This window comes from Pseudoalteromonas sp. APC 3250 (assembly GCF_030407915.1).
GTDB classification, from domain to species: domain Bacteria; phylum Pseudomonadota; class Gammaproteobacteria; order Enterobacterales; family Alteromonadaceae; genus Pseudoalteromonas; species Pseudoalteromonas tetraodonis.
This window is the reverse complement of record NZ_JASDCM010000006.1, coordinates 167,824-191,981: the sequence shown is the minus strand read 5'-3', so window position 1 is coordinate 191,981 and position 24,158 is coordinate 167,824. Positions and strand designations below refer to the sequence as shown.

At 40.3% G+C, this 24,158-nt stretch carries 26 protein-coding genes; 18 read left to right on the top strand and 8 right to left on the bottom strand.

All coding sequences use genetic code 11. The annotated features are described in order from the left end of the window. Nucleotides 1–5 precede the first annotated feature (5 nt). From QL986_RS08870 to QL986_RS08855, 4 genes are read left to right on the top strand one after another with little or no spacing between them, the layout of a single operon-like run. Nucleotides 6–776 carry a ParA family protein gene (locus QL986_RS08870; protein ID WP_008112222.1) on the top strand — a complete coding sequence of 257 codons (771 nt, stop codon included), beginning with the start codon at nucleotides 6–8 and terminating at the stop codon, nucleotides 774–776. Between the two features lie 3 nt (nucleotides 777–779). Further along, nucleotides 780–1,502: a chemotaxis protein CheW gene (locus tag QL986_RS08865; protein WP_008112224.1), complete on the top strand. Its 723-nt coding sequence runs from the start codon at nucleotides 780–782 to the stop codon at nucleotides 1,500–1,502. 21 nt (nucleotides 1,503–1,523) lie between these two features. Beyond that, on the top strand, nucleotides 1,524–2,021 hold the full coding sequence (locus QL986_RS08860; protein WP_008112225.1) for a chemotaxis protein CheW: 498 nt from the start codon (nucleotides 1,524–1,526) through the stop codon (nucleotides 2,019–2,021). Between the two features lie 18 nt (nucleotides 2,022–2,039). Beyond that, nucleotides 2,040–2,441: a DUF2802 domain-containing protein gene (locus QL986_RS08855; protein ID WP_008112228.1), complete on the top strand. Its 402-nt coding sequence runs from the start codon at nucleotides 2,040–2,042 to the stop codon at nucleotides 2,439–2,441. A gap of 27 nt (nucleotides 2,442–2,468) precedes the next feature. Here QL986_RS08855 and QL986_RS08850 read toward each other — a convergent pair whose 3' ends face one another. Together QL986_RS08850 and QL986_RS08845 are read right to left on the bottom strand one after the other, a co-directional pair. Further along, nucleotides 2,469–2,777, bottom strand: coding sequence for an EscU/YscU/HrcU family type III secretion system export apparatus switch protein (locus QL986_RS08850; protein ID WP_010387940.1), 309 nt, complete (start codon nucleotides 2,775–2,777; stop codon nucleotides 2,469–2,471). Nucleotides 2,778–2,779: 2 nt separating this feature from the next. After that, a complete protein-coding gene (locus tag QL986_RS08845; RefSeq protein ID WP_290191470.1) occupies nucleotides 2,780–4,945 on the bottom strand; it encodes a flagellar hook-length control protein FliK in 2,166 nt (721 codons plus the stop codon). A 92-nt stretch (nucleotides 4,946–5,037) separates the two neighbouring features. Between QL986_RS08845 and ccmA the strand changes: the two genes are divergently transcribed. Genes ccmA through QL986_RS08795 form a run of 10 tightly spaced genes read left to right on the top strand, consistent with a single transcriptional unit; the run spans nucleotide 5,038 to nucleotide 12,774 of the window. Next, nucleotides 5,038–5,679: a cytochrome c biogenesis heme-transporting ATPase CcmA gene (ccmA, locus tag QL986_RS08840; RefSeq protein ID WP_231893539.1), complete on the top strand. Its 642-nt coding sequence runs from the start codon at nucleotides 5,038–5,040 to the stop codon at nucleotides 5,677–5,679. After that, nucleotides 5,679–6,365, top strand: a complete 687-nt coding sequence (ccmB, locus tag QL986_RS08835; RefSeq protein WP_036953648.1) for a heme exporter protein CcmB — start codon at nucleotides 5,679–5,681, stop codon at nucleotides 6,363–6,365. The genes ccmA and ccmB overlap by 1 nt, the downstream gene beginning before the upstream one ends. 1 nt (nucleotide 6,366) lies before the next feature. Then, nucleotides 6,367–7,104 carry a heme ABC transporter permease gene (locus QL986_RS08830; RefSeq protein WP_010387946.1) on the top strand — a complete coding sequence of 246 codons (738 nt, stop codon included), beginning with the start codon at nucleotides 6,367–6,369 and terminating at the stop codon, nucleotides 7,102–7,104. Between the two features lie 2 nt (nucleotides 7,105–7,106). Further along, entirely contained in the window at nucleotides 7,107–7,310 is a 204-nt protein-coding gene (ccmD, locus tag QL986_RS08825; RefSeq protein ID WP_008112240.1) for a heme exporter protein CcmD, read from the top strand. Further along, nucleotides 7,307–7,786, top strand: coding sequence for a cytochrome c maturation protein CcmE (gene ccmE / locus QL986_RS08820; protein ID WP_036953651.1), 480 nt, complete (start codon nucleotides 7,307–7,309; stop codon nucleotides 7,784–7,786). The genes ccmD and ccmE overlap by 4 nt, the downstream gene beginning before the upstream one ends. 1 nt (nucleotide 7,787) lies before the next feature. Then, complete coding sequence (locus QL986_RS08815) at nucleotides 7,788–9,749, top strand: heme lyase CcmF/NrfE family subunit (protein ID WP_036953653.1); 1,962 nt, start codon at nucleotides 7,788–7,790, stop codon at nucleotides 9,747–9,749. Further along, the gene (locus QL986_RS08810; protein WP_013465537.1) at nucleotides 9,746–10,318 is read left to right on the top strand and encodes a DsbE family thiol:disulfide interchange protein; all 573 of its coding nucleotides are present in this window, start codon (nucleotides 9,746–9,748) and stop codon (nucleotides 10,316–10,318) included. Before QL986_RS08815 ends, QL986_RS08810 begins: the two co-directional genes overlap by 4 nt. Next, nucleotides 10,315–10,776: a cytochrome c-type biogenesis protein gene (locus QL986_RS08805; protein WP_013465536.1), complete on the top strand. Its 462-nt coding sequence runs from the start codon at nucleotides 10,315–10,317 to the stop codon at nucleotides 10,774–10,776. The genes QL986_RS08810 and QL986_RS08805 overlap by 4 nt, the downstream gene beginning before the upstream one ends. Continuing rightward, nucleotides 10,777–12,033 carry a c-type cytochrome biogenesis protein CcmI gene (ccmI, locus tag QL986_RS08800; RefSeq protein ID WP_028834000.1) on the top strand — a complete coding sequence of 419 codons (1,257 nt, stop codon included), beginning with the start codon at nucleotides 10,777–10,779 and terminating at the stop codon, nucleotides 12,031–12,033. It abuts the gene before it with no gap. A 9-nt stretch (nucleotides 12,034–12,042) separates the two neighbouring features. After that, nucleotides 12,043–12,774: a VacJ family lipoprotein gene (locus QL986_RS08795; protein WP_028834001.1), complete on the top strand. Its 732-nt coding sequence runs from the start codon at nucleotides 12,043–12,045 to the stop codon at nucleotides 12,772–12,774. A gap of 64 nt (nucleotides 12,775–12,838) precedes the next feature. On the opposite strand, the gene QL986_RS08790 is transcribed toward QL986_RS08795, so the two are convergent. Next, a complete protein-coding gene (locus QL986_RS08790; RefSeq protein WP_013465534.1) occupies nucleotides 12,839–14,062 on the bottom strand; it encodes an HDOD domain-containing protein in 1,224 nt (407 codons plus the stop codon). A 344-nt stretch (nucleotides 14,063–14,406) separates the two neighbouring features. On the opposite strand from QL986_RS08790, the gene putP reads away from it, so the two are divergent. Further along, nucleotides 14,407–15,918, top strand: a complete 1,512-nt coding sequence (gene putP, locus QL986_RS08785) for a sodium/proline symporter PutP (protein WP_008113313.1) — start codon at nucleotides 14,407–14,409, stop codon at nucleotides 15,916–15,918. A 211-nt stretch (nucleotides 15,919–16,129) separates the two neighbouring features. Here putP and QL986_RS08780 read toward each other — a convergent pair whose 3' ends face one another. Next, nucleotides 16,130–16,429, bottom strand: a complete 300-nt coding sequence (locus QL986_RS08780) for a YebG family protein (protein WP_013465532.1) — start codon at nucleotides 16,427–16,429, stop codon at nucleotides 16,130–16,132. Nucleotides 16,430–16,726: 297 nt separating this feature from the next. Between QL986_RS08780 and QL986_RS08775 the strand changes: the two genes are divergently transcribed. Beyond that, complete coding sequence (locus QL986_RS08775) at nucleotides 16,727–17,020, top strand: ComEA family DNA-binding protein (RefSeq protein WP_024602041.1); 294 nt, start codon at nucleotides 16,727–16,729, stop codon at nucleotides 17,018–17,020. A 12-nt stretch (nucleotides 17,021–17,032) separates the two neighbouring features. On the opposite strand, the gene QL986_RS08770 is transcribed toward QL986_RS08775, so the two are convergent. The 3 genes from QL986_RS08770 to nhaB all read right to left on the bottom strand — a co-directional run bounded on the left by QL986_RS08770 (nucleotide 17,033) and on the right by nhaB (nucleotide 19,545). Beyond that, complete coding sequence (locus QL986_RS08770) at nucleotides 17,033–17,335, bottom strand: DUF6170 family protein (RefSeq protein WP_024602042.1); 303 nt, start codon at nucleotides 17,333–17,335, stop codon at nucleotides 17,033–17,035. A gap of 1 nt (nucleotide 17,336) precedes the next feature. Next, entirely contained in the window at nucleotides 17,337–17,855 is a 519-nt protein-coding gene (gene dsbB / locus QL986_RS08765) for a disulfide bond formation protein DsbB (RefSeq protein ID WP_036953655.1), read from the bottom strand. A 118-nt stretch (nucleotides 17,856–17,973) separates the two neighbouring features. Next, nucleotides 17,974–19,545 (bottom strand): sodium/proton antiporter NhaB, encoded by a 1,572-nt coding sequence (nhaB, locus tag QL986_RS08760; RefSeq protein ID WP_013465528.1) that lies wholly within the window; start codon nucleotides 19,543–19,545, stop codon nucleotides 17,974–17,976. A 301-nt stretch (nucleotides 19,546–19,846) separates the two neighbouring features. On the opposite strand from nhaB, the gene fadR reads away from it, so the two are divergent. Together fadR and QL986_RS08750 are read left to right on the top strand one after the other, a co-directional pair. After that, complete coding sequence (fadR, locus tag QL986_RS08755; protein ID WP_008109093.1) at nucleotides 19,847–20,560, top strand: fatty acid metabolism transcriptional regulator FadR; 714 nt, start codon at nucleotides 19,847–19,849, stop codon at nucleotides 20,558–20,560. A 235-nt stretch (nucleotides 20,561–20,795) separates the two neighbouring features. After that, the gene (locus tag QL986_RS08750) at nucleotides 20,796–21,401 is read left to right on the top strand and encodes a peroxiredoxin C (RefSeq protein ID WP_008109095.1); all 606 of its coding nucleotides are present in this window, start codon (nucleotides 20,796–20,798) and stop codon (nucleotides 21,399–21,401) included. Nucleotides 21,402–21,460: 59 nt separating this feature from the next. Here QL986_RS08750 and QL986_RS08745 read toward each other — a convergent pair whose 3' ends face one another. After that, on the bottom strand, nucleotides 21,461–24,055 hold the full coding sequence (locus tag QL986_RS08745) for a TonB-dependent receptor (protein WP_033104092.1): 2,595 nt from the start codon (nucleotides 24,053–24,055) through the stop codon (nucleotides 21,461–21,463). Nucleotides 24,056–24,158: the final 103 nt, after the last annotated feature.

Below are 24,158 nucleotides of genomic sequence, written 5' to 3'. Positions count from 1 at the left end.
GTAATGTGAAAGTTTGGACAGTAGCCAATCAAAAAGGGGGAGTAGGCAAAACCACTACAGCGGTTAGCCTTGCAGGGATCCTTGCGCTTCAAGGCAAGCGCGTGTTATTGATTGATACAGATCCTCATGCTTCACTAACCTATTACTTTGGTATTGATTCAGAAGATTTAGAGGTCAGTGTTTACGATATTTTTACTCGCGGCTCGAGTATGAAAAGCGAAGAAATATTGCAAGCATTATGCCCCTCAACAATTGAAAACCTTGATATTTTACCCGCAACTATGGCGATCGCGACACTTGACCGTAGCATGGGTAATAAAACGGGAATGGGCCTGATTTTAAAAAAAACACTGGCTAAAATTAGCGAGTATTACGATTACGCAATTTTAGATTGTCCACCTGTTTTAGGTGTGCTGATGGTCAATGCGCTTGCCGCCTGTGAAAGAGTGTTAGTGCCGGTGCAAACTGAGTTCTTGGCGCTTAAAGGGCTCGATAGAATGATGCGTACTATGGAATTAATGCAAACCTCTCAAGCGAAAAGCTATGAATATACTATAATTCCAACTATGTATGATAAACGAACCAAAGCATCGCTTGAGGCCTATAAAACACTACAAGAAACGTATAAAGAAAAAGTATGGCCAGGCGTTATTCCTGTGGATACTAAATTTAGAGATGCAAGTTTAGCGCAAAAAGTACCGGTAGATTTTTGCCCAAATGCGCGTGGAGTCTATGCTTATAAAGCATTACTTAAATATTTAATAAAACAAGGTTAATAAATGAGTAAGCAATTATTTGCTAATGAAAAAGTAGTCACTCAGTACTTAGGGGCGTTATTATCTGATGACGAACCAACAAAAGACCTTGAGCCTGTTGCTAAACTGCTTGAGCAGGTAACGTATGAAGAGCAAAAAGAACAACCAGTAATAGTTGAGCCTGTTGTTGAAGTTGAAAAGCTTAATAAGCAAGTATCGAATGTAGAAATTGACACCCACCAAGAGCAACACGTCGTGCCTGAGCAAGAGGTGGTTGTAGGTGGTGAAGCTGACTACTTTGATGGTGAGTTTCAAGCGCTGTTTTTTGAAGTGGCAGGGCTTACTTTAGCGGTGCCGCTAAAAGCCTTAGGTGGCATTCATGAGCTTGGAGAAGTAAATCATTTATTTGGCAAGCCTAAGTGGTTTAAAGGGGTTATGATCAACCGAGAAGAAAAACTCAATGTTGTTGATACCGCTCGCTGGGTTATGCCTGAAAAGTACGATGAGCAGTTAGAGGCATCTTTAAATTATCAATATCTCATCACTTTAGGTGATAGCCAATGGGGTTTATTAGCAGAAAAACTAATAAATAACATTACATTGAGTAAAGAAGATGTAAAATGGCGTACAAATAACAGTAAGCGCCCATGGCTTGCTGGAGTAATTAAAGAAAAAATGTGTGCTTTAATAGATGTTAATAATTTAAACGCACTATTAGAGAAAGGCTTAGATAGCCGTCACAAGTAATGACCATTACGAGGTAAGAGCATGAGTGAAGATAAATTACTGTCAGCTAAAAAAAATGCAGATAATAATGATGAGATTTTGCAGTGGGTTACGTTCAAGCTAGAAGATGAAACTTATGGCGTAAATGTAATGCAAGTGCAAGAAATACTGCGTTACACCGAGATTGCTCCTGTACCAGGTGCGCCTTCGTATGTGATTGGTATTATTAACTTACGTGGTAATGTTGTTACCGTTATTGATACTCGCTCTCGTTTTGGTTTACCTGATATTGAAGCGACGGATAATTCACGTATTTTAATTATTGAAGCAGAAGAGCAAGTGATTGGCATTTTAGCCGATAGCGTTTCTGAGGTTGTTTACCTACGTAGCTCTGAAATTGACAGTGCGCCAAATGTAGGTACAGAGGAAAGTGCTAAATTTATTCAAGGTGTATGTAACCGCGACAATGAGTTACTTATTCTGGTTGATTTAAATAAACTACTTAGTGATGACGAATGGGATGAGTTAAGCGATATATAAGCTTCTCTACATAAAACTATGTTATTACTTGGTATTGCTATTGCGGGTTTAGTTTTTGGACTATTCTCGCTGCTTTTAATTGTGATGTTTAAAAAGCGCTATGCGAGTGAGCTTGGCGCGCAATTACAGCAGTTTAAAGATTCATCAGAGCAGATTAATATTTTACGTAGCGAAGTGTCTGAGTTGCGAACCGGTTTACTGAGTATTGGTAAGCGTGTGCTTGAGGTAGAACAACAAAACCAAGAGCTGATACAGCAACAAGCAGCTCAAAAATACGATGACCCCGATGCTAAAATATACTCTCGTGCAGTAAAAATGGTTGAGTTAGGTGCTGATTTAGATGAGGTTATTCGCGAATGTGAATTACCCCGCGCCGAGGCTGAACTGTTGTTTTCATTACACAAACAAAAAGGCGCTTAGCGCCTTTTTTGCTTTTATAACACTGCGTTATGCTTTTATATTTAGCTTTCCCTGAAAGTCTTGCCAACCAGGCGGAAACTTTCCTCTAACCACGTATGAAAACGCAATGAGCTCAGCAATAACAAAGTACAACTCTTTGGGGATCTCTTCTGCGAGGTCTAGTTTCGATAGTGTATTTGCAAGTGCTTCATCTTGATGGATTAAAATTCCTTTTTCTTTGGCTAGGGCAATAATTTCATCCGCCAGTTCACCAAACCCTTTAGCACTTACAATGGGTGAATGTCCCGCCTCGTAGAGTAGTCCAATTGCTGAATTGCTTTTTGATGACTCAGTCATGGCTAAACCTTAATATTAATAATGGCATGCGATTGGTAAAATGCTTGATGGTTATCATCCGCTCGTTTTAGTTTAAGCTCACCCACTTGTAAGCCTTGTTTTGCCAGTTTTGAGCGTAAATTATCAAGATGTGGATGAGCTAAAGCGCTCACCGCTTGGGTTGAGGCTAACAACTGACAATCTAAAGCTTTATCCATGAGTTCTGCGATTATTTGTAGCTTACCCAGCTCGGCATAATCAAAGTTGAGCCTAACAAACCAGACATTTTTATCCGCTAGTTTACCGCTACTGTGCTTTTTATACTGCCCTAAAGTTATTTCTGTTTGCGCCGCTTCAGCAGGCAGCTTCATCGGTAATAAAAATTGCACTAAGGCGTTTGTGTCAGGTTGTTGACTAATAGCGGGCGTTTGTACTTGGCTTAATGCGTTCTTAATTTGGGTTAATTCACCTGCTAATGCTTGTACTTGTGGTTGCTGTAATTGTTCCAACAATTTATTGGCGCTATTACCCACTTTAAACGTCGGTAATAAAACCTGCAGTAAAGCTTCTAAACCCGTTTGATTATTAATACTCACCGCACTTGGATTTTGGTTAATGATAGGCGCGGCTAAAATGCTTAATGAAAGCTGTTCAACACCTCTATTAAACGAGCTTTGTAAGATGTCGCTTTGAAGTTGTGTGGGCTTTATGGTGCTGAGTATTTCGCGCTGTATGGTTGCTGGGTGTAAATTAGTATCTGACAACATGCGATTAAAAGCCTGATTAACTAAACGGTTTAAATCGGTTCCTTGATCAGTCAGTTTGCTTGTAATGGTATTAAGTTGGCTGCTTATTATTTGGTTGGTCGCATCTTTTTTTTCTATTGAGGTGATTGGACTGTGTTTTATAACCGTCGCTAATAAGAGTTTTTCTAAAGGCTGTAAGCTCTGACCAAATGTAACTGCGTTAGTTGGTGGGGATGAAAAAGGACTCACTAAAGGAGATAAAGTGTGTGCTACTAACGGTTGTTGTTGCCACATAGAAACGCTTGATTTTATTTGCTGGGTAAATTGCATTAGGGGCGGCGCTAAATTTGACACGTTTTTTAATTGTGTGATGTCAATTTTTTGCATTGAGGTGAGCCATTTTTGCTGATCATTGCCAGTAAATTCTGGTTTTTGAGATGAGCTTAAGGAAGTCGTAAATGGCTTGCTTTCAAAGTACTTTACCGCATCTAAAATACGTGTTTTAAAATCAGCAAAACTGCTTTTTAACCATGATTGTATGGGACTGTTTATCGTGCTGAGCGGATGCTGTTTACTTGGCGAGGGATCAATTAGGCCTTGCGACTGTTGCAAAGAGAGCATCTCATTAAACGGTTTACTAAATGAGTTTTTAAGGCTCACAGTCATAGTGTGATAAGCGGTTTTGATCAGTAATTTATCTGCTTGGTGAGTAATGTTTACCTTAGTCGGGATGGTAGGTAGTTCACTTAATTGTCGATGACTTAGGTTAATAGTTAATGAGTCTTTAAAAGAGTTTGGGCTTAATACCGCAAACTTAGGCATAGCATGAAGCTGAGCAGGGGTTAAATTACTGGCAAGCAACTGTGTTAGTTTGGCTTGGTTTATTGGCTGTGAATGCACTATATCAGCAAAACGGTTAATAATATTAAGTCGTGTACCTTTGCTATCCGTTTCAATCATCCCCTTTATTAAAGGCTCATCTGCGAGTAATTGTGCAACGTGTTTATTAATAGCAATACTGGCATTAAATTTTTCAATGACCAACTTTGGTGTGGGTTGTAATACCACCTGAAGTGATAGTGGACTGTTTTGAATATCACTTTGGGTGTTTATAAAATTTAAAAATCGTTGCAACTGAGCCGGTTGTTTAATTGTTAAAGTTGTATTGTTAGGGATGATGGTTAAGCTTTTACCATCTGCACTTAACTGTATGTTAGCGCTTGCTATTTTTTCAACGTTTGTGAATGTCTCAGTTGTCCCAAGGCGAATCGTTTGCCAATGCTTATTCATAAACACATCAAGCGTGACTGAATTTTTAGAAAACTGAATATTTTTTGCCGCCAGCACTTCAGGTGGCAGTGTTGCTAACGCAGCCTTACCTGAATCAGTTGTTTGATTACTAACCTGTGGGTTAGACAATGTGATGTGCGTTGGTGTATTCATTATTTTATATCAAGTTTTCTTTATTTTAAGTAAATCGATTCTAAAGCAATATTCGTATTACCCTATCATTATGGTAGACTTACGGCTAATTTTTGGCAGAGAGAATCGTCATCTTGTTACACATTAAGTCCGTTACTTGTATCAAGCAAGAGCGTTGTTTGTTTGATGAACTTAATTTTAGCCTTAAAAGCGGTCAAATCATGCAGTTAGCTGGCCCTAATGGGGCTGGTAAAACATCATTATTGCGCATTATTGCTGGTTTTTCGCTGCCGGATGAAGGTGATATTTTATACCTAAATCAATCTATCAAAAAATATTATGACGAATATGCCAGAGACTTGTTATTTATAGGCCATAAAACCGGTGTTAACGTACAACTTAGTGCACTTGAAAATGTAGCACATTGGTTGGCTATTAATGGTTATGTTGATACTCCTGACTTATACCCTTTATTAAGTAAGTTAGGTTTAGTGGGGCTGGAAGATGTGCCTGTAAGAATGTTATCTGCGGGTCAACAGCGGCGGGTGGCACTCGTTCGATTATGGTTATCTGAAGCGAAGTTATGGATTTTAGATGAACCTTTCACGGCGCTAGATAAAAGCGGGGTTGCCTTTTTACAGCAACGTTTTACTGAGCACTTATCAAAGGGGGGCGCTATTTTGTTAACAACACACCAAGATTTAACCACCCACTTTAGTGACTTACAAACGTTGACTTTGGAGTACCGCCACTAATGACACGACAGCATTCATATTGGCAGTTATTTGTCGCGGTATTTAGCAAAGACGTTAAGCTCGCTTTTCGTCAGCGCGCTGAAATAGTTAATCCTATCTTGTTTTTTTTAATTGTTATCTCACTGTTTCCATTAGCCATAGGGCCTGAGCCAGGCTTGTTATCAAGAATGGCACCGGGCATTATTTGGGTGGCGGCTTTATTATCGACCATGCTTGGCCTTGATAAACTGTTTAGAGATGATTACCACGACGGCTCTTTGGAGCAGCTCATTGCTTCGTCATACCCCTTATCATTAACGGTACTGGGCAAAGTAGCCGCACACTGGGTGATCACCGGCCTCCCGTTAGTGCTAATGACCCCTTTATTTGCTTTACTACTAAATTTAGAAACGACGGCCCTAATGGCTACGTTATTAACGCTATTATTGGGTACGCCTTTATTGAGCTTCATTGGCGCAATAGGGGCGGGTTTGACTGTGGGATTACAAAAAGGCGGCATTTTAATGAGTCTGCTCGTTTTGCCTTTGTATATTCCGGTTTTAATTTTTGCAACTTCCGCTATTGATACCAGCACTATGTCGCTGGATTACAGTGGTCAGCTTGCAATCCTTGGTGCAATGTTAGTCGTTGCGACTATCAGTGCGCCAATTGCCATATCATCAGCATTAAAAGTGAGTGTAAGTTAATATGTGGAAGTGGTTACATCCGTATGCGAAAGCAGAGCGAGCATATCAATTATGCAATACTCTACTGCCATATTTTGCAGTAGTAACGGTTATTAGTATGGTTGTTGGTTGGGTATGGGGATTAGGTTTTGCTCCTGCCGATTACCAACAAAAAGACAGTTACCGTATTATTTTTATTCATGTGCCCTCCGCTATTTTATCTATGGGCGCCTATTCATCAATGGCGATTGCTGCCATTGTTGCGTTGGTATGGCAATTACGCAATGCAGAGCTTGCGGTGATTGCAATAGCACCCGTAGGTGCCTGCATGACCGCAATAGCCTTAATCACCGGTGCTGCGTGGGGTAAACCTATGTGGGGTGCTTGGTGGGTATGGGATGCACGACTGACCTCTGAACTCATTTTGTTATTTTTATATCTAGGGGTGTTGTCTTTGTACCATGCCTTTGAAGATAAAAAATCAGCCGGTCGCGCCGCGTCTATTTTAGCTATTGTTGGGGTTATTAACTTGCCTATCATTCACTTTTCGGTGGAATGGTGGAATACCCTGCATCAAGGGGCAAGCATCACTAAGTTTAACCGCGACGCGGTAGATCCAAGTATGTTTTGGCCGTTAATGATTAATATTTTAGCCTTTGCCGCGTTTGTTGGTACTGTGACTTTAATTCGTCTTAAAAATGAAATTTTACACCGTGAAAAGCACCGCCCATGGGTGCGACAGTTGTTAACTAAGGGGTAATTATGCAGTTTGACTCGTTTTCAGATTTTATTGCAATGGGAGGCTATGGCTTTTATGTATGGCTTTCTTTTGGTACATGCGCATTAATTTTATTAGGCATTTTATTTAGCTCGTTACGCGACAAAAAACAAATTTTAGCGTCGGTAGAGCAGCAAATTGCGCGTGAAACTCGAATTAAAAATTCTAAGCAGGAGCAAACCTCGTGAACCCTAGACGTAAAAAACGCCTTTTGGTTATTATTGCCGTACTCTTTGGTATTGGTGGATCAATTGGTTTAGTGTTGTACGCCTTACAAGAAAACATTAATTTGTTTTACACCCCCAGTGAATTAATTGATGGTAAAGGCCCGAATAAAGAAAAGCCTCATATAGGACAAAAGCTCCGCATTGGCGGTATGGTTGTCCCTGGTACAGTACAAAGAAATGAGCAAAGCTTAGAGGTAAGCTTTAAGTTGATTGATACTGGCCCATTGGTCACGGTGCGTTATCAAGGAATTTTGCCTGATCTATTTCGTGAAGGGCAAGGAATTGTTGCACAAGGTGTGCTAGTTGAACCTAACGTCATTGAAGCGTTTGAAGTACTGGCTAAACATGATGAAGAATATATGCCAGCCGAGGTTGCCGAGGCAGTAAAAGGAATTAAGCACGAGAAACCAAAATACAATTTAGATAGTGGGAGCTAATATGATCCCAGAACTTGGTTATTTTTCCCTAACATTGGCCATGGTACTGAGTATTCTGTTGTGTATTTTCCCACTTTGGGGTGCACACACAGGAAACCTTCGTTTGATGCGCGCTGCGCCATCACTTGCTATTGGTCAGTTTGCATTTGTTGCTTTGTCTTTTGCTGCGCTTATTTATGCCAGCTTAACCGATGATTTTACCGTATCTTATGTAGCGTATCACTCAAGTAGCACCTTGCCTTGGTATTATAAAATAACTTCAACATGGGGTGGCCATGAAGGCGCTATTTTACTGTGGTTATTAATGCAGGCCGGTTGGACCGCCGTTGTTGCTTTGCGTTCAAAGTCACTGCCTTGGGTACTTCGTGCTCGCGTATTAGGTGTGCTTGGTTTTTTAGGTGTCGGATTTATGATGTACACCTTGCTACTTTCAAGTCCGTTTGAACGTTTACTGCCCTATTTCCCTGTTGAGGGACGCGATTTAAATCCATTATTACAAGACCCAGGGATGATCATTCACCCTCCATTACTTTACATGGGGTATGTCGGTCTTTCTGTTGCTTTTGCCTTTGCTATTGCCGCGTTGTTAACCGGCAAGCTTGATAACACCTGGGCAAAATGGTCACGCCCATGGACAATGACGGCATGGGGCTTTTTAACCTTAGGTATCACCATAGGTAGTTGGTGGGCCTATTCAGAGCTAGGCTGGGGCGGCTGGTGGTTCTGGGATCCTGTTGAAAATGCATCACTCATGCCATGGTTAGTTGCAACCGCGTTACTGCACTCTTTAAGTGTGACTGAAAAACGTGGCGTATTTAAATCATGGACAGTGTTACTGGCTATTGCGGCATTTTCATTAAGTTTACTAGGCACCTTTATCGTTCGCTCAGGAATTATTGTTTCGGTGCATGCCTTTGCAACAGACCCTGATCGTGGCTTATTTATTCTTGGCTTTTTGGCCGTAGTTGTTGGCGGCGGTTTAGCGTTATATGGCTTGCGTGTCTCACAAGTTAAAAGTGAAGGGCGTTATAAATTTGTATCGCGTGAAGTGGCACTTTGGTTAAACAATATTTTCTTAGTGGTTGCTACGTTAATTGTACTGTTAGGTACATTATTACCTATGGTGCACAAGGAAATGGGGCTAGGCAGTATTTCAATTGGCGAACCTTTCTTTAATAAAATGTTTGCTATTTTACTGGTGCCATTTGCTATTTTAATGGGCATTGGACCTTTCCTGCGTTGGAAGCAAAATAAGTGGGCCTTTTTACAAAATAAAATATTTGTAGGCGCATTAGTCAGTATTATCATTACCTGTGCGTGGTTATTTAGTAGCTATGAGGTAGTGACTCCATTAACACTTTTAGCAACCACGCTAGGTGTATGGATATTTATTGCCACTTTTATTGATTTATATACCAAAGCAGCGGTTCATGGCTCGCTTAAACTCGGTATAAAGCGTTTAGGTTTAAGCTATTGGGCAATGGTGCTGGGGCATGTTGGTTTAGCCTTTGTTATAGCGGGCATTACACTCACCTCGGCGTATTCAGTTGAGCGTGATGTATCGATGAAGCAAGGCGATATCGTGCAGCTTAACCAGTATCAATACCGCTTTGAAGGTGTGAAGACTATTCGTGGTGCAAACTACAGTGGTCATGCTGGTGTCGTGACGGTATTAAAAGGGAATGACACTGTAACGCGTTTATATGCAGAAAAGCGTCGTTACGATATTGGTATGCAATTTATGACCGAAGCCGCTATTGATGCCGGATTCACTCGTGATTTATATCTTGCGCTTGGTGAGCAACTAAGTGAAGGGGCATGGTCATTACGCATTTACCATAAGCCGTTTGTACGTTGGATGTGGATTGGCGGTATTCTGATCTCACTCGCTGGTTTTGTGATTTTATTCGATAAGCGCTATCGCGCCTCACCGCGAAAAGATGAAATAGAGGGGGCAGTATGAACCGTAAACTTATCGCAATTGCCCCTTTATTAATTTTTATCTTTATTTGTGTGTTTTTATACCAAGGGTTGTTTGCCAACCCGCGGGAAATACAAACAGGGCGAATTGGTCAAACGGTGCCTGCGTTTAATTTACCTGATTTAATGCAAGACGATAAACGTTGGACTGATGAGCAGCTAAAGGGTGACGTGTATTTGCTAAACGTTTGGGGCACATGGTGTCCGACGTGTTTAGCTGAGCTTGGCTATTTAACTAAGCTACGCGAGCAAGGGGTTAAAATTATCGGCTTGTATTATGTACAAAGTTACGACGCCGATTTTGATGGCCCATTTGATATGCAAGCGCTGCGTGATGATGTGAGTAATATGCTTTCACGTGCGGGCGACCCTTATCAATTTAATATTTTAGATTTAGAACGTTCATTGTCTTTAGATTTAGGGGTGTCCGGTGCACCAGAGACATTTTTAGTAGATAAAAATGGCACCATTTTGTTACATCACACTGGTGATATAAACCCTCGAGTTTGGCGTGCTAAGTTTGCGCCTATTATGCAGGAGCTGCAGCCATGAGATTGTTTTTATTAACCCTTAGCTTGTTTGTTAGTGTAGCTGCGTTTGCTCAGCAAGACCGTTATCAATTTGATAGCAACGAGCAAGCTGTTCGCTTTGAAGAGCTAACAAAAGAATTACGTTGCCCGAAGTGTCAAAATCAGAATATTGCTGACTCTGATGCCGTTGTCGCAAAAGACTTGCGCGAGCGAGTGCTGGCGTTGGTAAAAGATGGCAAAACCAAAGATGAAGTTATTGATTACATGATTGATCGATATGGCTACTTTGTTCATTACGATCCACCGGTAACACCTGCCACGTTAATACTGTGGGTACTTCCGGTACTCATCGTAATAATTGGGTTTGGCTTTATTGTGATTCGCCAACGTAAAGCGTCGGTAAAACAAACCTGGAGTGACGCTGATGAAGTGATGCTCAATAAGCTGATTAAACAAAATAAACATCAGGAGCAAAGTTAAATGATTTTAATGTGGGCGTCTTTTGCTTTACTCACACTCATTGCATTGCTGTTTATTATTGTGCCTTTTTTAAAAAAAGAGCGCGTAGTAACCATTACTCATAACGCCAATGCACAGCTTATCAGCATTTATGAACAGCGTTTAGTTGAATTACAGACAGATTTAGATAATCAACGTATAGACTCGCAAAATCACAGCGAAGCTATTATTGAATTAAAACGCCGTTTACTTAATGAATTATCGCCGGAGAAGTCACTAAATAGCCGTGGTGACAATCGTATATTTGCTTTAACAGGGGCGGCGTTTTTAATTGCATTAGCAGGTATTTTCTATGCAATGACAGGCAGCCAGCAACAAATTGCAGCTTGGCATGATGCAATGGATAATTTGGCCGATTATGGTCAGCGCGCCGTAATGCAAAAGGGCGAGCCGTTAACTAAAAATGAGTTACAAGCGTTTGCCCTAGCACTGCGTACTAAGTTAAGTCAAAGCGGTGATGATGAAGTCGCTTGGATGTTGTTAGGGCGTGTTGCTTTAATGCTAAATGAATTTGATATGGCGAAACAGTCATTTGATAAAACATTAAAAATAAACCCTGATAATATGCAAGCGCTTGTTAGCTACTCTCAGGTGCTATTACTTGAGGGCAGTGAAGAAAACATGACTCGTGCAGCGGGTATGCTTTCTAAAGTACTGCAAGCTCAACCAAATAACCTTGATGCGATTTCGTTACTTGCACTAATCGCCTTTGAGAGAAAAGACTGGCTACAGGCAAAGGCAGCGTTTGAGGTGTTACTTGCAAGTATGGATGAGTCTGATACGCGCTATGCTATGATCAACCAACGTATTAGCGAAATCGACCTACAAATTGCTCAGCAAAACGTGGCAACCAGTGGCGATCAGTTAGCGGCTCAAAGTATTCAAGTTACCGTTGATATCGATAGCCAACTTGCAGACAAACAGCCCAATAATGGTATTTTGTTTGTGTTTGCTAAAGCGGCTAAGGGATCACCGATGCCTTTAGCCGTGGTCAAACTAACAGACTATAGCTTTCCAATTACGGTTGAGCTGAGCGATGCTAATGCCATGATGGCAGGGCTAAACTTATCGAGTGCGAGTGAAATTATCATTTCTGCGCGTATCTCTAATGATGATTCAGTTATGCCAAGCACTGGGGAGCTTGAAGGGCATTCTCAAGTGCTTGCTTCTAAAGAGGTGCGCCAAGTGCAACTGAACATTGATACATTAATACCTTAAGGATTTGAGATGTTAAAACAAGGCTTACTTTTATTATGTTTACTCACGTTATCGGGTTGTGCTCAAGTGCCTGAGAGTAAATATGATGAGCGCGATCCCATACAAAGTGTAAACAGACCTATTTATGACTTTAATATGGACGTACTTGATGCTTATATTTTAAGGCCTGCGGCAGTGGGTTATATAACAGTAACCCCACAGCCTGTGCGTCGAAGTATTGTGCATTTCACCGATAATATTACAGCACCGGTTGATATTATTAATGCGGGTCTGCAAGGAAAGCCAAGCAGTGCCGGAATTAATTTTGCGCGCTTTTTAGTGAATTCTACGGTGGGAGTGTTTGGCTTATTTGACGTTGCAAGTTCGTTAGGGCTTGAAGTAACTGATGAAGATTTTGGCCAAACCTTAGGTGTGTGGGGAGTAGGCGATGGTGCCTATTTAATGATCCCTGCTATGGGGCCATCAACTGCACGTAACTTAACCGGTGATGTTGTTGATAATGTGGTTTTACCTGAAATTGCACTGACTACACCACAAACAATCTTAGTGTTTGCGTTAAAGGCGGTTGAGGCAAGGGCGTCTTTAATGGCTCAAGAGGGTTTATTAAATGATTCATTAGACCCATACCTGTTTGTTAAAGACATTTACTTTCAGCGTCAGTTATATGAACTCTACGATGGCAATCCGCCAATAAAAGAAGAGCCTGAAGATTTTGACGAAGATTTCTTAGAAAGCCTTTAATAAAAATAAAAACGCCAGCAAATGCTGGCGTTTTATTTTTAGTTATTAATTGCTAATGAGCGCTTTAATTATCAATCATTATCTGCATTTGTTCACTAACCCAATTAAGTGCTTCGTGGTAAGCATCAGGCACATCATCACCTAAGTTAAGCTGTTGGGCTTTATCGTTAGCAGCGTGCCAGTTACCCTGCTCATAGAGGGTTACTAAGTTTAAATACTCAGCAAGCAGCCCTTCATTGTTTAACAGTGCCGCTTTTATCTCATTTGAAAGCGGTAGTTTAAGCATTACACTGTCCATCTCTTCATCTAGTATGGCATCCATAAGCGACATCATGCCGGTTAAAAATGCTATTCCTGTATCTCTAAGTTTGCCATGTGAAATTGCTAAAAGCTCACAAAAACGCGCGCGTGTTAGCGACAGCCTAATAAGCTCCAGAGGTTTGTCTGCAGAGACTTGTGCGGCAAATAATAAAGAGAGTAGTTTTTTTATTTCAGCCGCGCCCAACACAATAAGCGCTTGTTTTATAGTGTTTATTTCAGAGCGGCGAGCAAATGCTGCCGAGTTTGAGTAGCGTAGCAGCTTATACGATAAGTTAACATCACGCTCAAATACATCGGTGATTTTTTTAAGATCCATTTCTACGCTGGATGTTTCATAGAGTAGCTCAGCCAGTGCCATGCCCGATGGCGGTAACGCCTTGCTTTGCACCATTTCTGGTTTTGAAAAGAAAAAGCCTTGAAAGTATTCAAAACCTAGTTCAAAAGCTTGATTGTAAAGCGCGTAAGTTTCAACCTTTTCAGCAAGTAATTTTATGTGTGGATAAGGTTTTAAATCCTCTATGATCGTTTTAACGTTTTCAATATCACAAGTTAAAAAGTCGACTTTAATAATATCGATAAACGGATAAAAGTGCCGCCATACAGGTTGATGTGCATAGTCATCTAGCGCTAGCGTATAGCCTTTTTCTTTTAGGTCTTTAACAATTGCCAATAAGCGTTTACCTGGCTGGACGGTTTCGAGTATTTCAATTACCACCCCATCTTTGTTTAAAAGGGTTGGGTAGCCTTTTAACAAGGTGTCTAAGGTAAAGTTAATATAAGCGGGTTTATTATCAGTTAAATCTTCTAAGCCAAAGTTAAATTGACTGCCTTCAATCAGTCGAGACGTGGCTTCATCGCCGTCAATATTTGGAAATACGTTATCAACTCCATCACGAAATAAAAGCTCATAGCCAATTAGTTCTTTATTGCGATCTAAAATAGGTTGCCGAGCAGCGTAAAAATACATATAGGATTCCGAAAGAGTAGAAATTGATTAACATTGTAATAATATATTGGAAAACATTCAAAATAGCATCGGTAAAATGAACATTATTAATAAAATACTATGGTTGGTTTGGTATTTCTTAATCTAATTTTATTGTTTTTCATTTTATTTGTTGCAAAAGTGAGCTAACCGATGGTTTTTTATCTACTTAAATGAGCGGGTTGGAGTTATTAGCAATTACCGTGTTATAGTTCAGTAGAAAGCTTTTATTCCAATACTGTCTTAATTATAAGATTTCAAGAGTCATTATTTGGATTAAAAGCCTGTTATTACTTATTTAAGTGGAGGCAAATTTGGAAACAGGAATGATTATTTCACTGGCATTATATTTTATTGTAATGCTGGGAATAGGACTATACGCATATAAGCAATCTACCAGCGATATATCAGGGTATATGCTAGGTGGTCGTAATTTAGCCCCCAGTGTTGCTGCCTTATCAGCGGGTGCATCAGACATGAGTGGTTGGTTACTTATGGGCCTACCTGGCGCAATGTACTTGTTTGGGCTTAGCAAGGTTTGGATTGCTATTGGCTTAGTGTTAGGCGCATGGGCAAACTATTTCTTAGTCGCCCCAAGACTGCGTGTTTATACTGAAAAAGCAAATGACTCTATTACCATCCCTGATTATTTTGCAAATCGTTTTGATGATAACAAGAATATCCTCCGTGTGATCTCTGCAATTGTTATTATTGTGTTCTTTACTTTGTATACTTCATCAGGCGTAGTCGCCGGTGGTAAGTTATTTGAAAATTCATTTCAGATGAGTTACGAAATGGGTTTATACATCACCACGGGTGTGGTTGTTGTTTACACCTTATTTGGTGGCTTTTTAGCGGTTAGCCTAACAGACTTCGTGCAAGGTTGTATTATGTTTATCTCCTTGCTTGCAGTACCTATCGCTACTTATATGATGCTAGATCAGCCATTTATGGATACTTTAGCAAATGCAAATTACCAGCAGTTGTTAAGTTCACCTAAAGCCAGTGAAATCCATTCATTGAATATGCTTGATTGGTTTGCTGGTGGTTCTACCATTGCTATTATTTCTGCGATGGCTTGGGGCTTAGGCTACTTTGGTCAGCCACATATTATTGTTCGCTTTATGTCTATTCGCTCAGTGAAAGAAATGCCAACTATGCGTCGTATTGGTATGTCTTGGATGACACTATCTGCGATTGGTGCGGTATTTACCGGTTTATTTGGTGCTGCCTTTATGATTGAAAACCAAATGCCTATTGCCGATAAAGAGACCATTTTCTTAGTATTAGCTGAACTTATTTTCCACCCATTAATTGCTGGTTTCCTACTGGCTGCTATTTTAGCTGCGATTATGAGTACGATTTCATCGCAATTATTGGTGTGTTCAAGCTCGCTTACTGAAGACTTCTACAAGATTTACTTAAACCGCGATGCCTCGCAAACTGAGCTGGTGTTAGTAGGGCGTATTAGCGTAATACTGGTTGCGTTATTTGCTATTTACCTAGCGTATGACCGTAATAGTTCAATACTTGATTTAGTTAGCAACGCATGGGCTGGTTTTGGTGCTGCATTTGGTCCACTTGTCTTGTTTAGCCTTTACTGGAAACGTATGAACTTAAAAGGGGCTATTAGCGGTATGGTTGTTGGTGCTTTAACAGTGCTTGTATGGATTTATGCGCCTATTACCATTAATGGTGAGAGCTTAAGCAGTGTAATTTATGAAATCGTCCCAGGCTTCATTTTAGCGAGTATTGCTATTGTGGTAGGAAGCCTTGTGACAGCTGAACCGAAAAAAGAAATTACTGATCTGTTTGATGAAGTTGAATCGTCATTGTAACTGATTAGCTAACGTAAAGTGTTGGTTTTTATAAATGCCAATCAGTTTAACTGGTTGGCATTTTTTTATTGGCTGACCTTTAGAAAAGACCATTCATCTCGTTTAATCACCGATTACTTGCCTTTAGCTATTATTATTTAAAGGCATAAAAAAACTGAATTCGAATACCAAATTCAGTTTTTTAACAATTACTATTGAGCTTTTAAAAGTACTAACTCGCTGCTTTATCTTTTATATCCGCAACGTTATCTGACTTTGTTTTTTTAGCTTTAGTGGGTACTTCTTTACCACCTTTAAGTACGGCCATAAAGTCGTCTTTACTTTTTGCAATCTCCAGCGCGAGCGACTCAACCTGTTGTTCACTTAGTGGCACATCTACTTTTTCAAGCATGAGTTCTAGTGACTCGGCAATATCGAGCATTTTGTCATAGGCATCAGCTTCTTTTTTAGTAGTAAACGTCATGCGCTCGACTCCGTTTCGTTCTACAACATATTTAACAACAACAGCCATGATTTCTCCTGCTTACTTACGTGGCAATATGATTATTTTAAATCATTAGATTACTGTTTTTATATACAGTACAAGCTTGCGCGTGGTTTTGCAAGCTTTAGCCTTAGTTTATCTGCAGCTTGGTTGACAATAAAGAGTAACTCTACTTTATTTATTAAGTCACTTTATAACGCGTTGCAGTAAAGGAGTCGCAAGGAGTGATTGTTACCGTTAGTACTTAGTAACCACAACGTTATGTAAAAGTGCTGGGTGTAAATAATCAACGAATGTTCAAGTAAGAACACAAAAGGAAATAGTATGAAATTAATTAAAATCATCTCATTAGCCGCTGCTTTATGTTTATTACCTATGGGTACCACCTTTGCGCAAAGCGATATGCTATCAGAGCAGATGCAATCAGCCGTGGTTAATATTAATACTGCTGATTTAAAACAGTTAATTAAGTTACCAGGTGTTGGCAAGAAAAAAGCACAGGCAATTATCGATTATAGAGAAACAAATGGTGATTTCGCATCACTTGAAGATCTAGCTAAAGTAAAAGGGGTGGGTAAAAAAATGCTAGCCAAACTTGATGGAAAGGTGGCGTTTTAACTTAAAAGGGCGCTATGCGCCCTGATCAAACTGTTTTAAGGCAGCACCAAGGTGCTTTTTAGCAAAATTAACATCTACGGGGGCGGTTAGTAGCGGGTAGCTTAAACCAGCCACAATCAAAAAGGGCACGAGTAGCCATCCTTCAAAAAGAGTAAATATTAAAAAAAATGGGCTTAGCAGCATAAGCTTTACAATACGCATTAACACTCTGTCACTAGGAGAGAGCATACTTAACGAGATCGCAATAACGGTTTGTCTTTGACGAACTTTTAAGTGTTTTAGTTCGTCAACGTGGCTTGAAAAAAAAGTAAACATATTAAAGTGACTTTTTAGAGATTAATCGACTGGCCACTAACGCAATAAGTGTGGCGGTAAACAATACAAAAATAACTTCCATCCATGCTGGCATACTTAAGCCTGCAAATTGCCAATCTATGTTTCCGCAATCACCGGTTGCCTCAAAAAATTGCGGTATCCAATGATGTAATGGCATAAACTCTGGAAAATTTGGCTCAAACTCACAGCTAAATGCGAAGGGGTCAGTGGTTGTTTGCATTTCAATGTGCTCACGAGCTATTAGTAACCCCCATACACTTGAACCCCCCCACACTGTATAAGCGACAATACGGACTACGAGGTTGTTTGGTTTACTGGCGCCAATAATACCGGCAAAAAGTAAGCCTAATACCGCGGTGCGTTGGTAAATACACATAATGCACGGCGCTAACCCCATGTTGTATTGGAAAAAGAGCGCGGTTACTTCAAGCAGAAAAACAATCCCACTGAATAATAACCAAGGTGTACGTTGAGTACTTAGATTAGCAAGCCAGTTCATAACAAATCCGTATTTAAATAAGGGCTTAGATTATGACGTAGGATAAACAGCGGAGCAAGTAAAAGGGAAAAAGTGAGGAGCTATGAAATTTCCTAGCTCCTCAAAGTCGGGGGAGCTCTTAATGCCCAGAATTCGCTACAGGGATGTGGTGTTGTATTATCCCCCAGTCATAAAACAAACTGGTTATTTCACTCAAGCCAAAATAAGTCGCGCTTAACCCAACAAAGGTAAGCACAAAAGTGTAAGGTAAAGCCATATACACCATTCGACCGTAAGATAGGCGTAACACGGGAGCTAGTGTTGATGTAAGTAAGAATAAGAAAGCAGCTTGACCATTAGGGGTGGCCACGCTGGGTAAGTTTGTGCCGGTGTTTATCGCCACTGCAAGTAAATCAAATTGGTCTCGAGTTATCTGACCTGCTTTTAGAGCTGCAGCAACTTCATTTATATATACAGTGCCGACAAATACATTATCACTGACCATTGAAAGCAATCCATTAGCGATAAAAAACATCACCAATTGTAAGTGCCCTTCAAATGTTAGTACCCAAGTAATCACAGGGGTAAAGAGTTGTTGATCGATGATTACTGCAACCACACTAAAAAATACACAAAGTAGTGCCGTGAAGGGGAGGGCTTCTTCAAAGGCTTTACCGAGTTGGTGCTCTTCTATTATACCGGCAGACGACGTGGCTAAAATAATCACCGATAAGCCAATTAAGCCCACGGTTGCTAAGTGTAATGCTAAGCCAGTAATTAACCAGATAGCGATAAGTGCTTGAATTGTGAGGTTAACTCTATCGCGTTTGGTGCGCTTTTTATCAAGTGTTTGTGCATGGTTTTTTAAAATAGCATGAATTGTTTCTGGCAGTTTTGCCCCATAGCCAAAGGTTTTTGTTTTTTCTAATAAAAAGGTTGTTAATAAGCCCGCAAAAAGCACGGGTAAAGAAACGGGCAGCATTCTTAAAAAGAACTCTCCAAATAGCCAACTTGCTCGCTCTGCAATAATTAAATTTTGTGGTTCACCAACCATAGTACACACGCCGCCAAGTGCGGTCCCAATCGAGGCATGCATGAGTAAATTACGTAAAAAAGCACGAAACTCTTCAAGCTCTTGACGGTTTACCTCTTTTACTTGGTTATCATCGTTAATATCGTGCTCACTAATAAAATCTTTTCCTGAGGCCACCTTGTGATAAATACTATAAAAGCCCATGGCCACCGCAATAACAACCGCCATTACAGTCAGGGCATCTAAAAAAGCTGATAAAAACGCAGCAGCTATTGCAAAGGCAAGCGATAAAACGGTCTTACTTCTTACTGAAACCACTAACTTGGTAAAAATATACAGCAGCAGATCTTTCATGAAATAAATACCGGCAACCATAAAAATAAGTAATAAAAGCACATCTAGGTTTTGTGCTATTTCATGTTCAACTTGCGTGGTTGATGTCATACCAATTAATAGTGCCTCAATGGCAAGTAGACCACCAGGTTGCAGTGGGTAACATTTGAGCGCCATGGCCAGTGTAAAAATAAACTCAATAACCAGTACCCAGCCAGACAAATAAGGGTTTAATTGAAACAGCAGCGGGTTAATTATTAAAAATGCAATAATGGTGTATTTATACCATTGAGGTGCTTTACCTAAAAAATTTATAAATATTGCAGATGGGACACTCTGTTGCATGATTTTTCCCTAGGGAGGCGTTTAATAGTCTGGTTAATGTCATTAACTTAGTCCAGCTTATAGAGGGTGTAAACAACTAAATAATAATAGTCAAAGTGTCTGGTATGAATAATAGGTTGGCATTCATATTGTGTTTAAAACCTATCGGTAAAACTAGCGAATCATACAAGTAAAGTTGCCTTTTTAATCACATACCTAGGTAATTTAACTTACTTTACTTGTTAGTTGTGGCTTGTCTGGTACAATCAGTCAGTTAATCGTATGTAGCGATGTGATGTGAATTAATTCGAGTAGGAATTGAATGAGAATTTTTAAAGCGAAAAGCCCAGCAGGATTTGCTGAGGAATACATAGTAGAGTCAATCTGGAATGGTGATTTTCCTCCAGGTTCAATTCTGCCTGCTGAGCGTGAACTCTCAGAGTTAATTGGTGTTACTAGAACCACATTACGAGAAGTATTACAGCGATTAGCTAGGGACGGTTGGTTAACAATACAACATGGTAAACCTACTCGCGTTAATAACTTTTGGGAAACCTCAGGATTAAATATCCTTGAAACACTGGCACGTTTAGATGAAGATAAAATGCCAGAGCTAACCGATCAGTTACTCTCAGCACGTACTAATATCAGCGCAATTTATACCCGTGCAGCTATAAAACTTGCACCAGAGCGTGTTATCGAAATTTTATCACAAAGCGATGAATTAGAAGACAGCGCGCAAGCGTTTGCAGATTATGATTATAAAGTCCATCATGAATTAGCTGTTGCCGGTAACAATCGCATTTATGTGCTCATCCTTAATGGCTTTAAAGGTTTTTATTCTAAGATTGGCTGTCATTACTTTTCAGATCCTCGCACTCGCGAGCTTGCACGCCAGTTTTATAAAGACTTAACTAAGCTTGCTGAGAATAAAGAGCACGATGGTGCAATATTCATGATGCGTAAATATGGTCATCAAACCGGTGAAATATGGCAACATATTCGCGGTGATATGCCTAGCGATATTATGGATTAGTAAAAGAAACCTGCTTAAAGCAGGTTTTTTTATGATTAAAAATTAGTTCATTTATCAAGCGTTCGCTATTTTAGAACGGTGCTATCTATAAATACGATTGTTAATTTATTTTTGATAGCCATAGAATAATGTTTAATTAAATATGGTTGCTATTGTAATTTTAAAATTAGTGCCCATATTACTATCAGTATTGCGTAAGCAATTGACAATAAACTCAAAATATTTGGAGAATAAAATGGGTGTATTAGTAGGCCGCCAGGCACCAGACTTTACCGCTGCAGCTGTTCTAGGTAACGGTGAGATTGTAGATAGCTATAACCTTCACGAAAAAATTAAAGGTAAAAAAGCAGTAATCTTTTTCTACCCACTAGATTTCACATTTGTATGTCCTTCTGAGCTTATTGCTTTTGATAAGCGTTATGCAGAATTCCAAAAACGTGGCGTAGAAGTAATTGGTGTTTCTATCGATTCACAATTCTCACACAACGCATGGCGTAACACGGCTGTAGCAGACGGCGGTATTGGTAAAGTTCAATACGCACTAGTTGCAGACGTTAAACACGAAATCTGTAAAGCATACGACGTTGAGCACCCAGAAGCGGGCGTTGCATTTCGTGGTTCTTTCCTAATCGATGAAGAAGGTAACGTACGTCACCAAGTAGTGAACGACTTACCACTGGGTCGTAACATCGACGAAATGATCCGTATGGTAGATGCACTAGCATTCCACAGCGAGCACGGTGAAGTATGTCCTGCTGGTTGGACTGAAGGTAAAAAAGGAATGGACGCAAGCCCTGAAGGCGTTGCTAAATTCTTATCTGAAAACGAAGGCGAGCTATAATTTAGCCCTTTAGTTTAAGAAAAAAAACCGCCAAAATGGCGGTTTTTTATTATTTTAAATTAAAACGAAAAGCTAACTTTAGTGTAAATGTAACGACCACGAGGGTTGTGTACACCCGATGCGTAACCATACAGATCTGAATCACCGTCACCAATTGCAAACGGTGGCTCTTCATCAAATAAGTTGTTCACACCTAGTGATACTTTTGCTGACTCAGTAATACGGTATGATGTTTGTAAATCTACCAGTACTTGTGAATCAACAGTACGCGATGTATTACTATCGAAGTCTAAGTTACCATCGAAGTCGATATCTGGCGTATCTTCAAACTCACCTACATAACTAATGTTCATGTTTGTGTTGAACTGACCAATTTCCCAGTTAGTTGAGAAAATCCAGCGATGCTCTGGGTAACCATATTCGCCGGTATAATCGCGGCCGTCTTTTTCAAATTTATCTTGGTAAGCCCATTCTAAATTGAATTTTAGTAAGCCTAAATCATCCAGTGAGTGGTTGTAATTTGCTGAAATATCAACGCCCGAAACTTCTTGTGATGACACGTTTTCAAAAGTACTGAAAATCTTTTGAATAGTCCCTAAACTGTCTGTACCTGAAGGAGGTAAGCGAACACATACGGTACTGTTTTGGTTATTACACTCTGAGTTGTAAATTGGACCAAACTCTTGCTCATCAATTTTATTGTCTTGGGTGATACTCCATACATCTACACTCAAACCAAAGTCAGTTGTAGGTGCCCAAATAAAGCCGACGTTCCAAGATTCAGACTCTTCAGCCTCTAAGTCAGGATTACCAGCAAATTCAATGTTGTAATCTAGTGCATCACAATCTTTACCCGTTGCGTCACAACGGTAATTATCGATAAAGAACTGGCTCTCTTGAGATGGCCCTAAACCTACTTGTGCAAGAGACGGTGCTCTAAAGCCTTGTGCCCAAGAACCACGCACTGTGATTTCATCAGTAGGTGCCCAGCGTAAAGCGACTTTAGGATTGGTTGTGGTACCAAAGTCACTGTAATCATCGTAACGACCAGCAAGTTGTAGCTCTAAGTTCTCAGCAAGTGGAATTGAAAACTCTACATAGGCAGCGTATTGGTCACGCTCTGCTGCAGCTGACACAGACTCGGTACCAAAGATTAATCCTCGTTGGAATTGATCATCTGGCGTATCCGTTACGTCCTCTTCGCGGTATTCAATACCGGCCGCCATCATGACAACATCATCACCAAAGCTAAATGCTTCACCTGAAATGTTAGCATCGAACGACGTCATATGAGACTCGCCTTGACGAACCAAGCTCGTAGTAATTCTATCAATTACGGCCGGATCGTTGTAAGTGCCGCCAAATGGGTTGTAGTTACCGGCATCAATTTCTTGTTGTAAGAAGTCGGTGCGTACCCAACCTTGTGAGCGATCCCCAGTTTGTAATGACTTACTACGTCCTTTTTGTACCGCTGTTTCCCAGCTCCAATCGTTTATTTCACCTTTTAAACCAGCAACAAAACGTAATGTGTCTGATTCGATATCCCATTGGCGCGCACCCGCATCTACGGTTCTGTAACGACCTATTTCAATATCTTGGCCGAATGGGTTATTAGGGTGACTACCTGGTACTGTTAAGCCCGCATCTTCATCAAGTGGCGTTGGGGCACCTGCTGCAATTGAGCTGTTATGCTGAACGGCCATTTCTAAGAAGCCCGTTATGCCATTATCAAAGCGGTATTCAAATTGTGAAATAGCACCTACACGTTCTGATGCCGGTGCAATATAGCCAAATGGACCATAGTCAAATAAACAACTGCCACTTGATGTTGCATTTTCTGCAGGACACGCAGGGTCAATTGTTTTAACGCCATCAACATAGAAGTAGCCAGGGAAGCCACGTGATGAACGGAAATCTTCACCGCCATATGGAGATTGATTAGCAGTACCTAAACGCCCCATTTCATCTGATGATAAAGAGGTGTTTTTAAAGTAATCAATAATAACGGATGCGCTACTTTTTGCACTAGTAGTACCCCAAACAATACTGGCTGTAGTTTCTTCATAGTTAGGGCCATCTGTGCCGCCGTAACCTAAGTTTACTTCAATACCGTCAATATCTTTTTTCAAGATAACGTTTACAACACCCGCTACAGCATCAGAGCCATAGATTGCTGAGGCGCCATCTTTTAAAATATCAATACGTTCGATTGCTGAAACAGGAATACTGTTGATATCAACGAATGAGTTGGTGATCCCTTCAGCAAATGCGCTGATTGCAACACGACGACCATTAATAAGTACCAAGGTAGCATCGGCGCCTAAGCCACGAAGGCTGACGGCAGCTGAGCCATTTGCGGTTGAGTCTTGGTTATTACCACGGGTTGAAAAAGTACCATTACCTGCAACAGGCATTCTTTCAAGAAGCTGTTGTAGGTTGTCATAACCCATGTTTTCGATGTCTTCTTTATTAATGGATTGTACTGGAGACGGGCCTTCGATGTCCGAACGCTTGATACGAGAGCCTGTTACTTGAATACGTTCTACTTTTTCTGCAGTTTGCTGTGCAGCATAAGTCGTTGTACTAAAACCTGCTGACAATGCGATAGTAGCACCGATGATTAAGCTCGGTGTAAATGCAATTGATTGCTTCATCCTTAAGTCCTTGTTGATATGTTATAATTTACTTGTTTTACAAGTCGAATTATTAATACCATGTAACTTAACTGTTATCAATTGGCCACAAAGATGATTTTGT

Excerpts from the sequence above, each read along its gene's own strand:
- QL986_RS08865 (WP_008112224.1), top strand. The coding sequence starts at position 780 with ATGAGTAAGCAATTATTTGCTAATGAAAAAGTAGTCACTCAGTACTTA.
- QL986_RS08860 (WP_008112225.1), top strand. The coding sequence starts at position 1,524 with ATGAGTGAAGATAAATTACTGTCAGCTAAAAAAAATGCAGATAATAAT.
- QL986_RS08855 (WP_008112228.1), top strand. The coding sequence starts at position 2,040 with ATGTTATTACTTGGTATTGCTATTGCGGGTTTAGTTTTTGGACTATTC.
- QL986_RS08850 (WP_010387940.1), bottom strand. The coding sequence starts at position 2,777 with ATGACTGAGTCATCAAAAAGCAATTCAGCAATTGGACTACTCTACGAG.
- QL986_RS08845 (WP_290191470.1), bottom strand. The coding sequence starts at position 4,945 with ATGAATACACCAACGCACATCACATTGTCTAACCCACAGGTTAGTAAT.
- ccmB (WP_036953648.1), top strand. The coding sequence starts at position 5,679 with ATGACACGACAGCATTCATATTGGCAGTTATTTGTCGCGGTATTTAGC.
- QL986_RS08830 (WP_010387946.1), top strand. The coding sequence starts at position 6,367 with ATGTGGAAGTGGTTACATCCGTATGCGAAAGCAGAGCGAGCATATCAA.
- ccmD (WP_008112240.1), top strand. The coding sequence starts at position 7,107 with ATGCAGTTTGACTCGTTTTCAGATTTTATTGCAATGGGAGGCTATGGC.
- QL986_RS08815 (WP_036953653.1), top strand. The coding sequence starts at position 7,788 with ATGATCCCAGAACTTGGTTATTTTTCCCTAACATTGGCCATGGTACTG.
- QL986_RS08810 (WP_013465537.1), top strand. The coding sequence starts at position 9,746 with ATGAACCGTAAACTTATCGCAATTGCCCCTTTATTAATTTTTATCTTT.
- QL986_RS08805 (WP_013465536.1), top strand. The coding sequence starts at position 10,315 with ATGAGATTGTTTTTATTAACCCTTAGCTTGTTTGTTAGTGTAGCTGCG.
- ccmI (WP_028834000.1), top strand. The coding sequence starts at position 10,777 with ATGATTTTAATGTGGGCGTCTTTTGCTTTACTCACACTCATTGCATTG.
- QL986_RS08795 (WP_028834001.1), top strand. The coding sequence starts at position 12,043 with ATGTTAAAACAAGGCTTACTTTTATTATGTTTACTCACGTTATCGGGT.
- QL986_RS08790 (WP_013465534.1), bottom strand. The coding sequence starts at position 14,062 with ATGTATTTTTACGCTGCTCGGCAACCTATTTTAGATCGCAATAAAGAA.
- putP (WP_008113313.1), top strand. The coding sequence starts at position 14,407 with ATGATTATTTCACTGGCATTATATTTTATTGTAATGCTGGGAATAGGA.
- QL986_RS08780 (WP_013465532.1), bottom strand. The coding sequence starts at position 16,429 with ATGGCTGTTGTTGTTAAATATGTTGTAGAACGAAACGGAGTCGAGCGC.
- QL986_RS08775 (WP_024602041.1), top strand. The coding sequence starts at position 16,727 with ATGAAATTAATTAAAATCATCTCATTAGCCGCTGCTTTATGTTTATTA.
- QL986_RS08770 (WP_024602042.1), bottom strand. The coding sequence starts at position 17,335 with ATGTTTACTTTTTTTTCAAGCCACGTTGACGAACTAAAACACTTAAAA.
- dsbB (WP_036953655.1), bottom strand. The coding sequence starts at position 17,855 with ATGAACTGGCTTGCTAATCTAAGTACTCAACGTACACCTTGGTTATTA.
- nhaB (WP_013465528.1), bottom strand. The coding sequence starts at position 19,545 with ATGCAACAGAGTGTCCCATCTGCAATATTTATAAATTTTTTAGGTAAA.
- fadR (WP_008109093.1), top strand. The coding sequence starts at position 19,847 with ATGAGAATTTTTAAAGCGAAAAGCCCAGCAGGATTTGCTGAGGAATAC.
- QL986_RS08750 (WP_008109095.1), top strand. The coding sequence starts at position 20,796 with ATGGGTGTATTAGTAGGCCGCCAGGCACCAGACTTTACCGCTGCAGCT.
- QL986_RS08745 (WP_033104092.1), bottom strand. The coding sequence starts at position 24,055 with ATGAAGCAATCAATTGCATTTACACCGAGCTTAATCATCGGTGCTACT.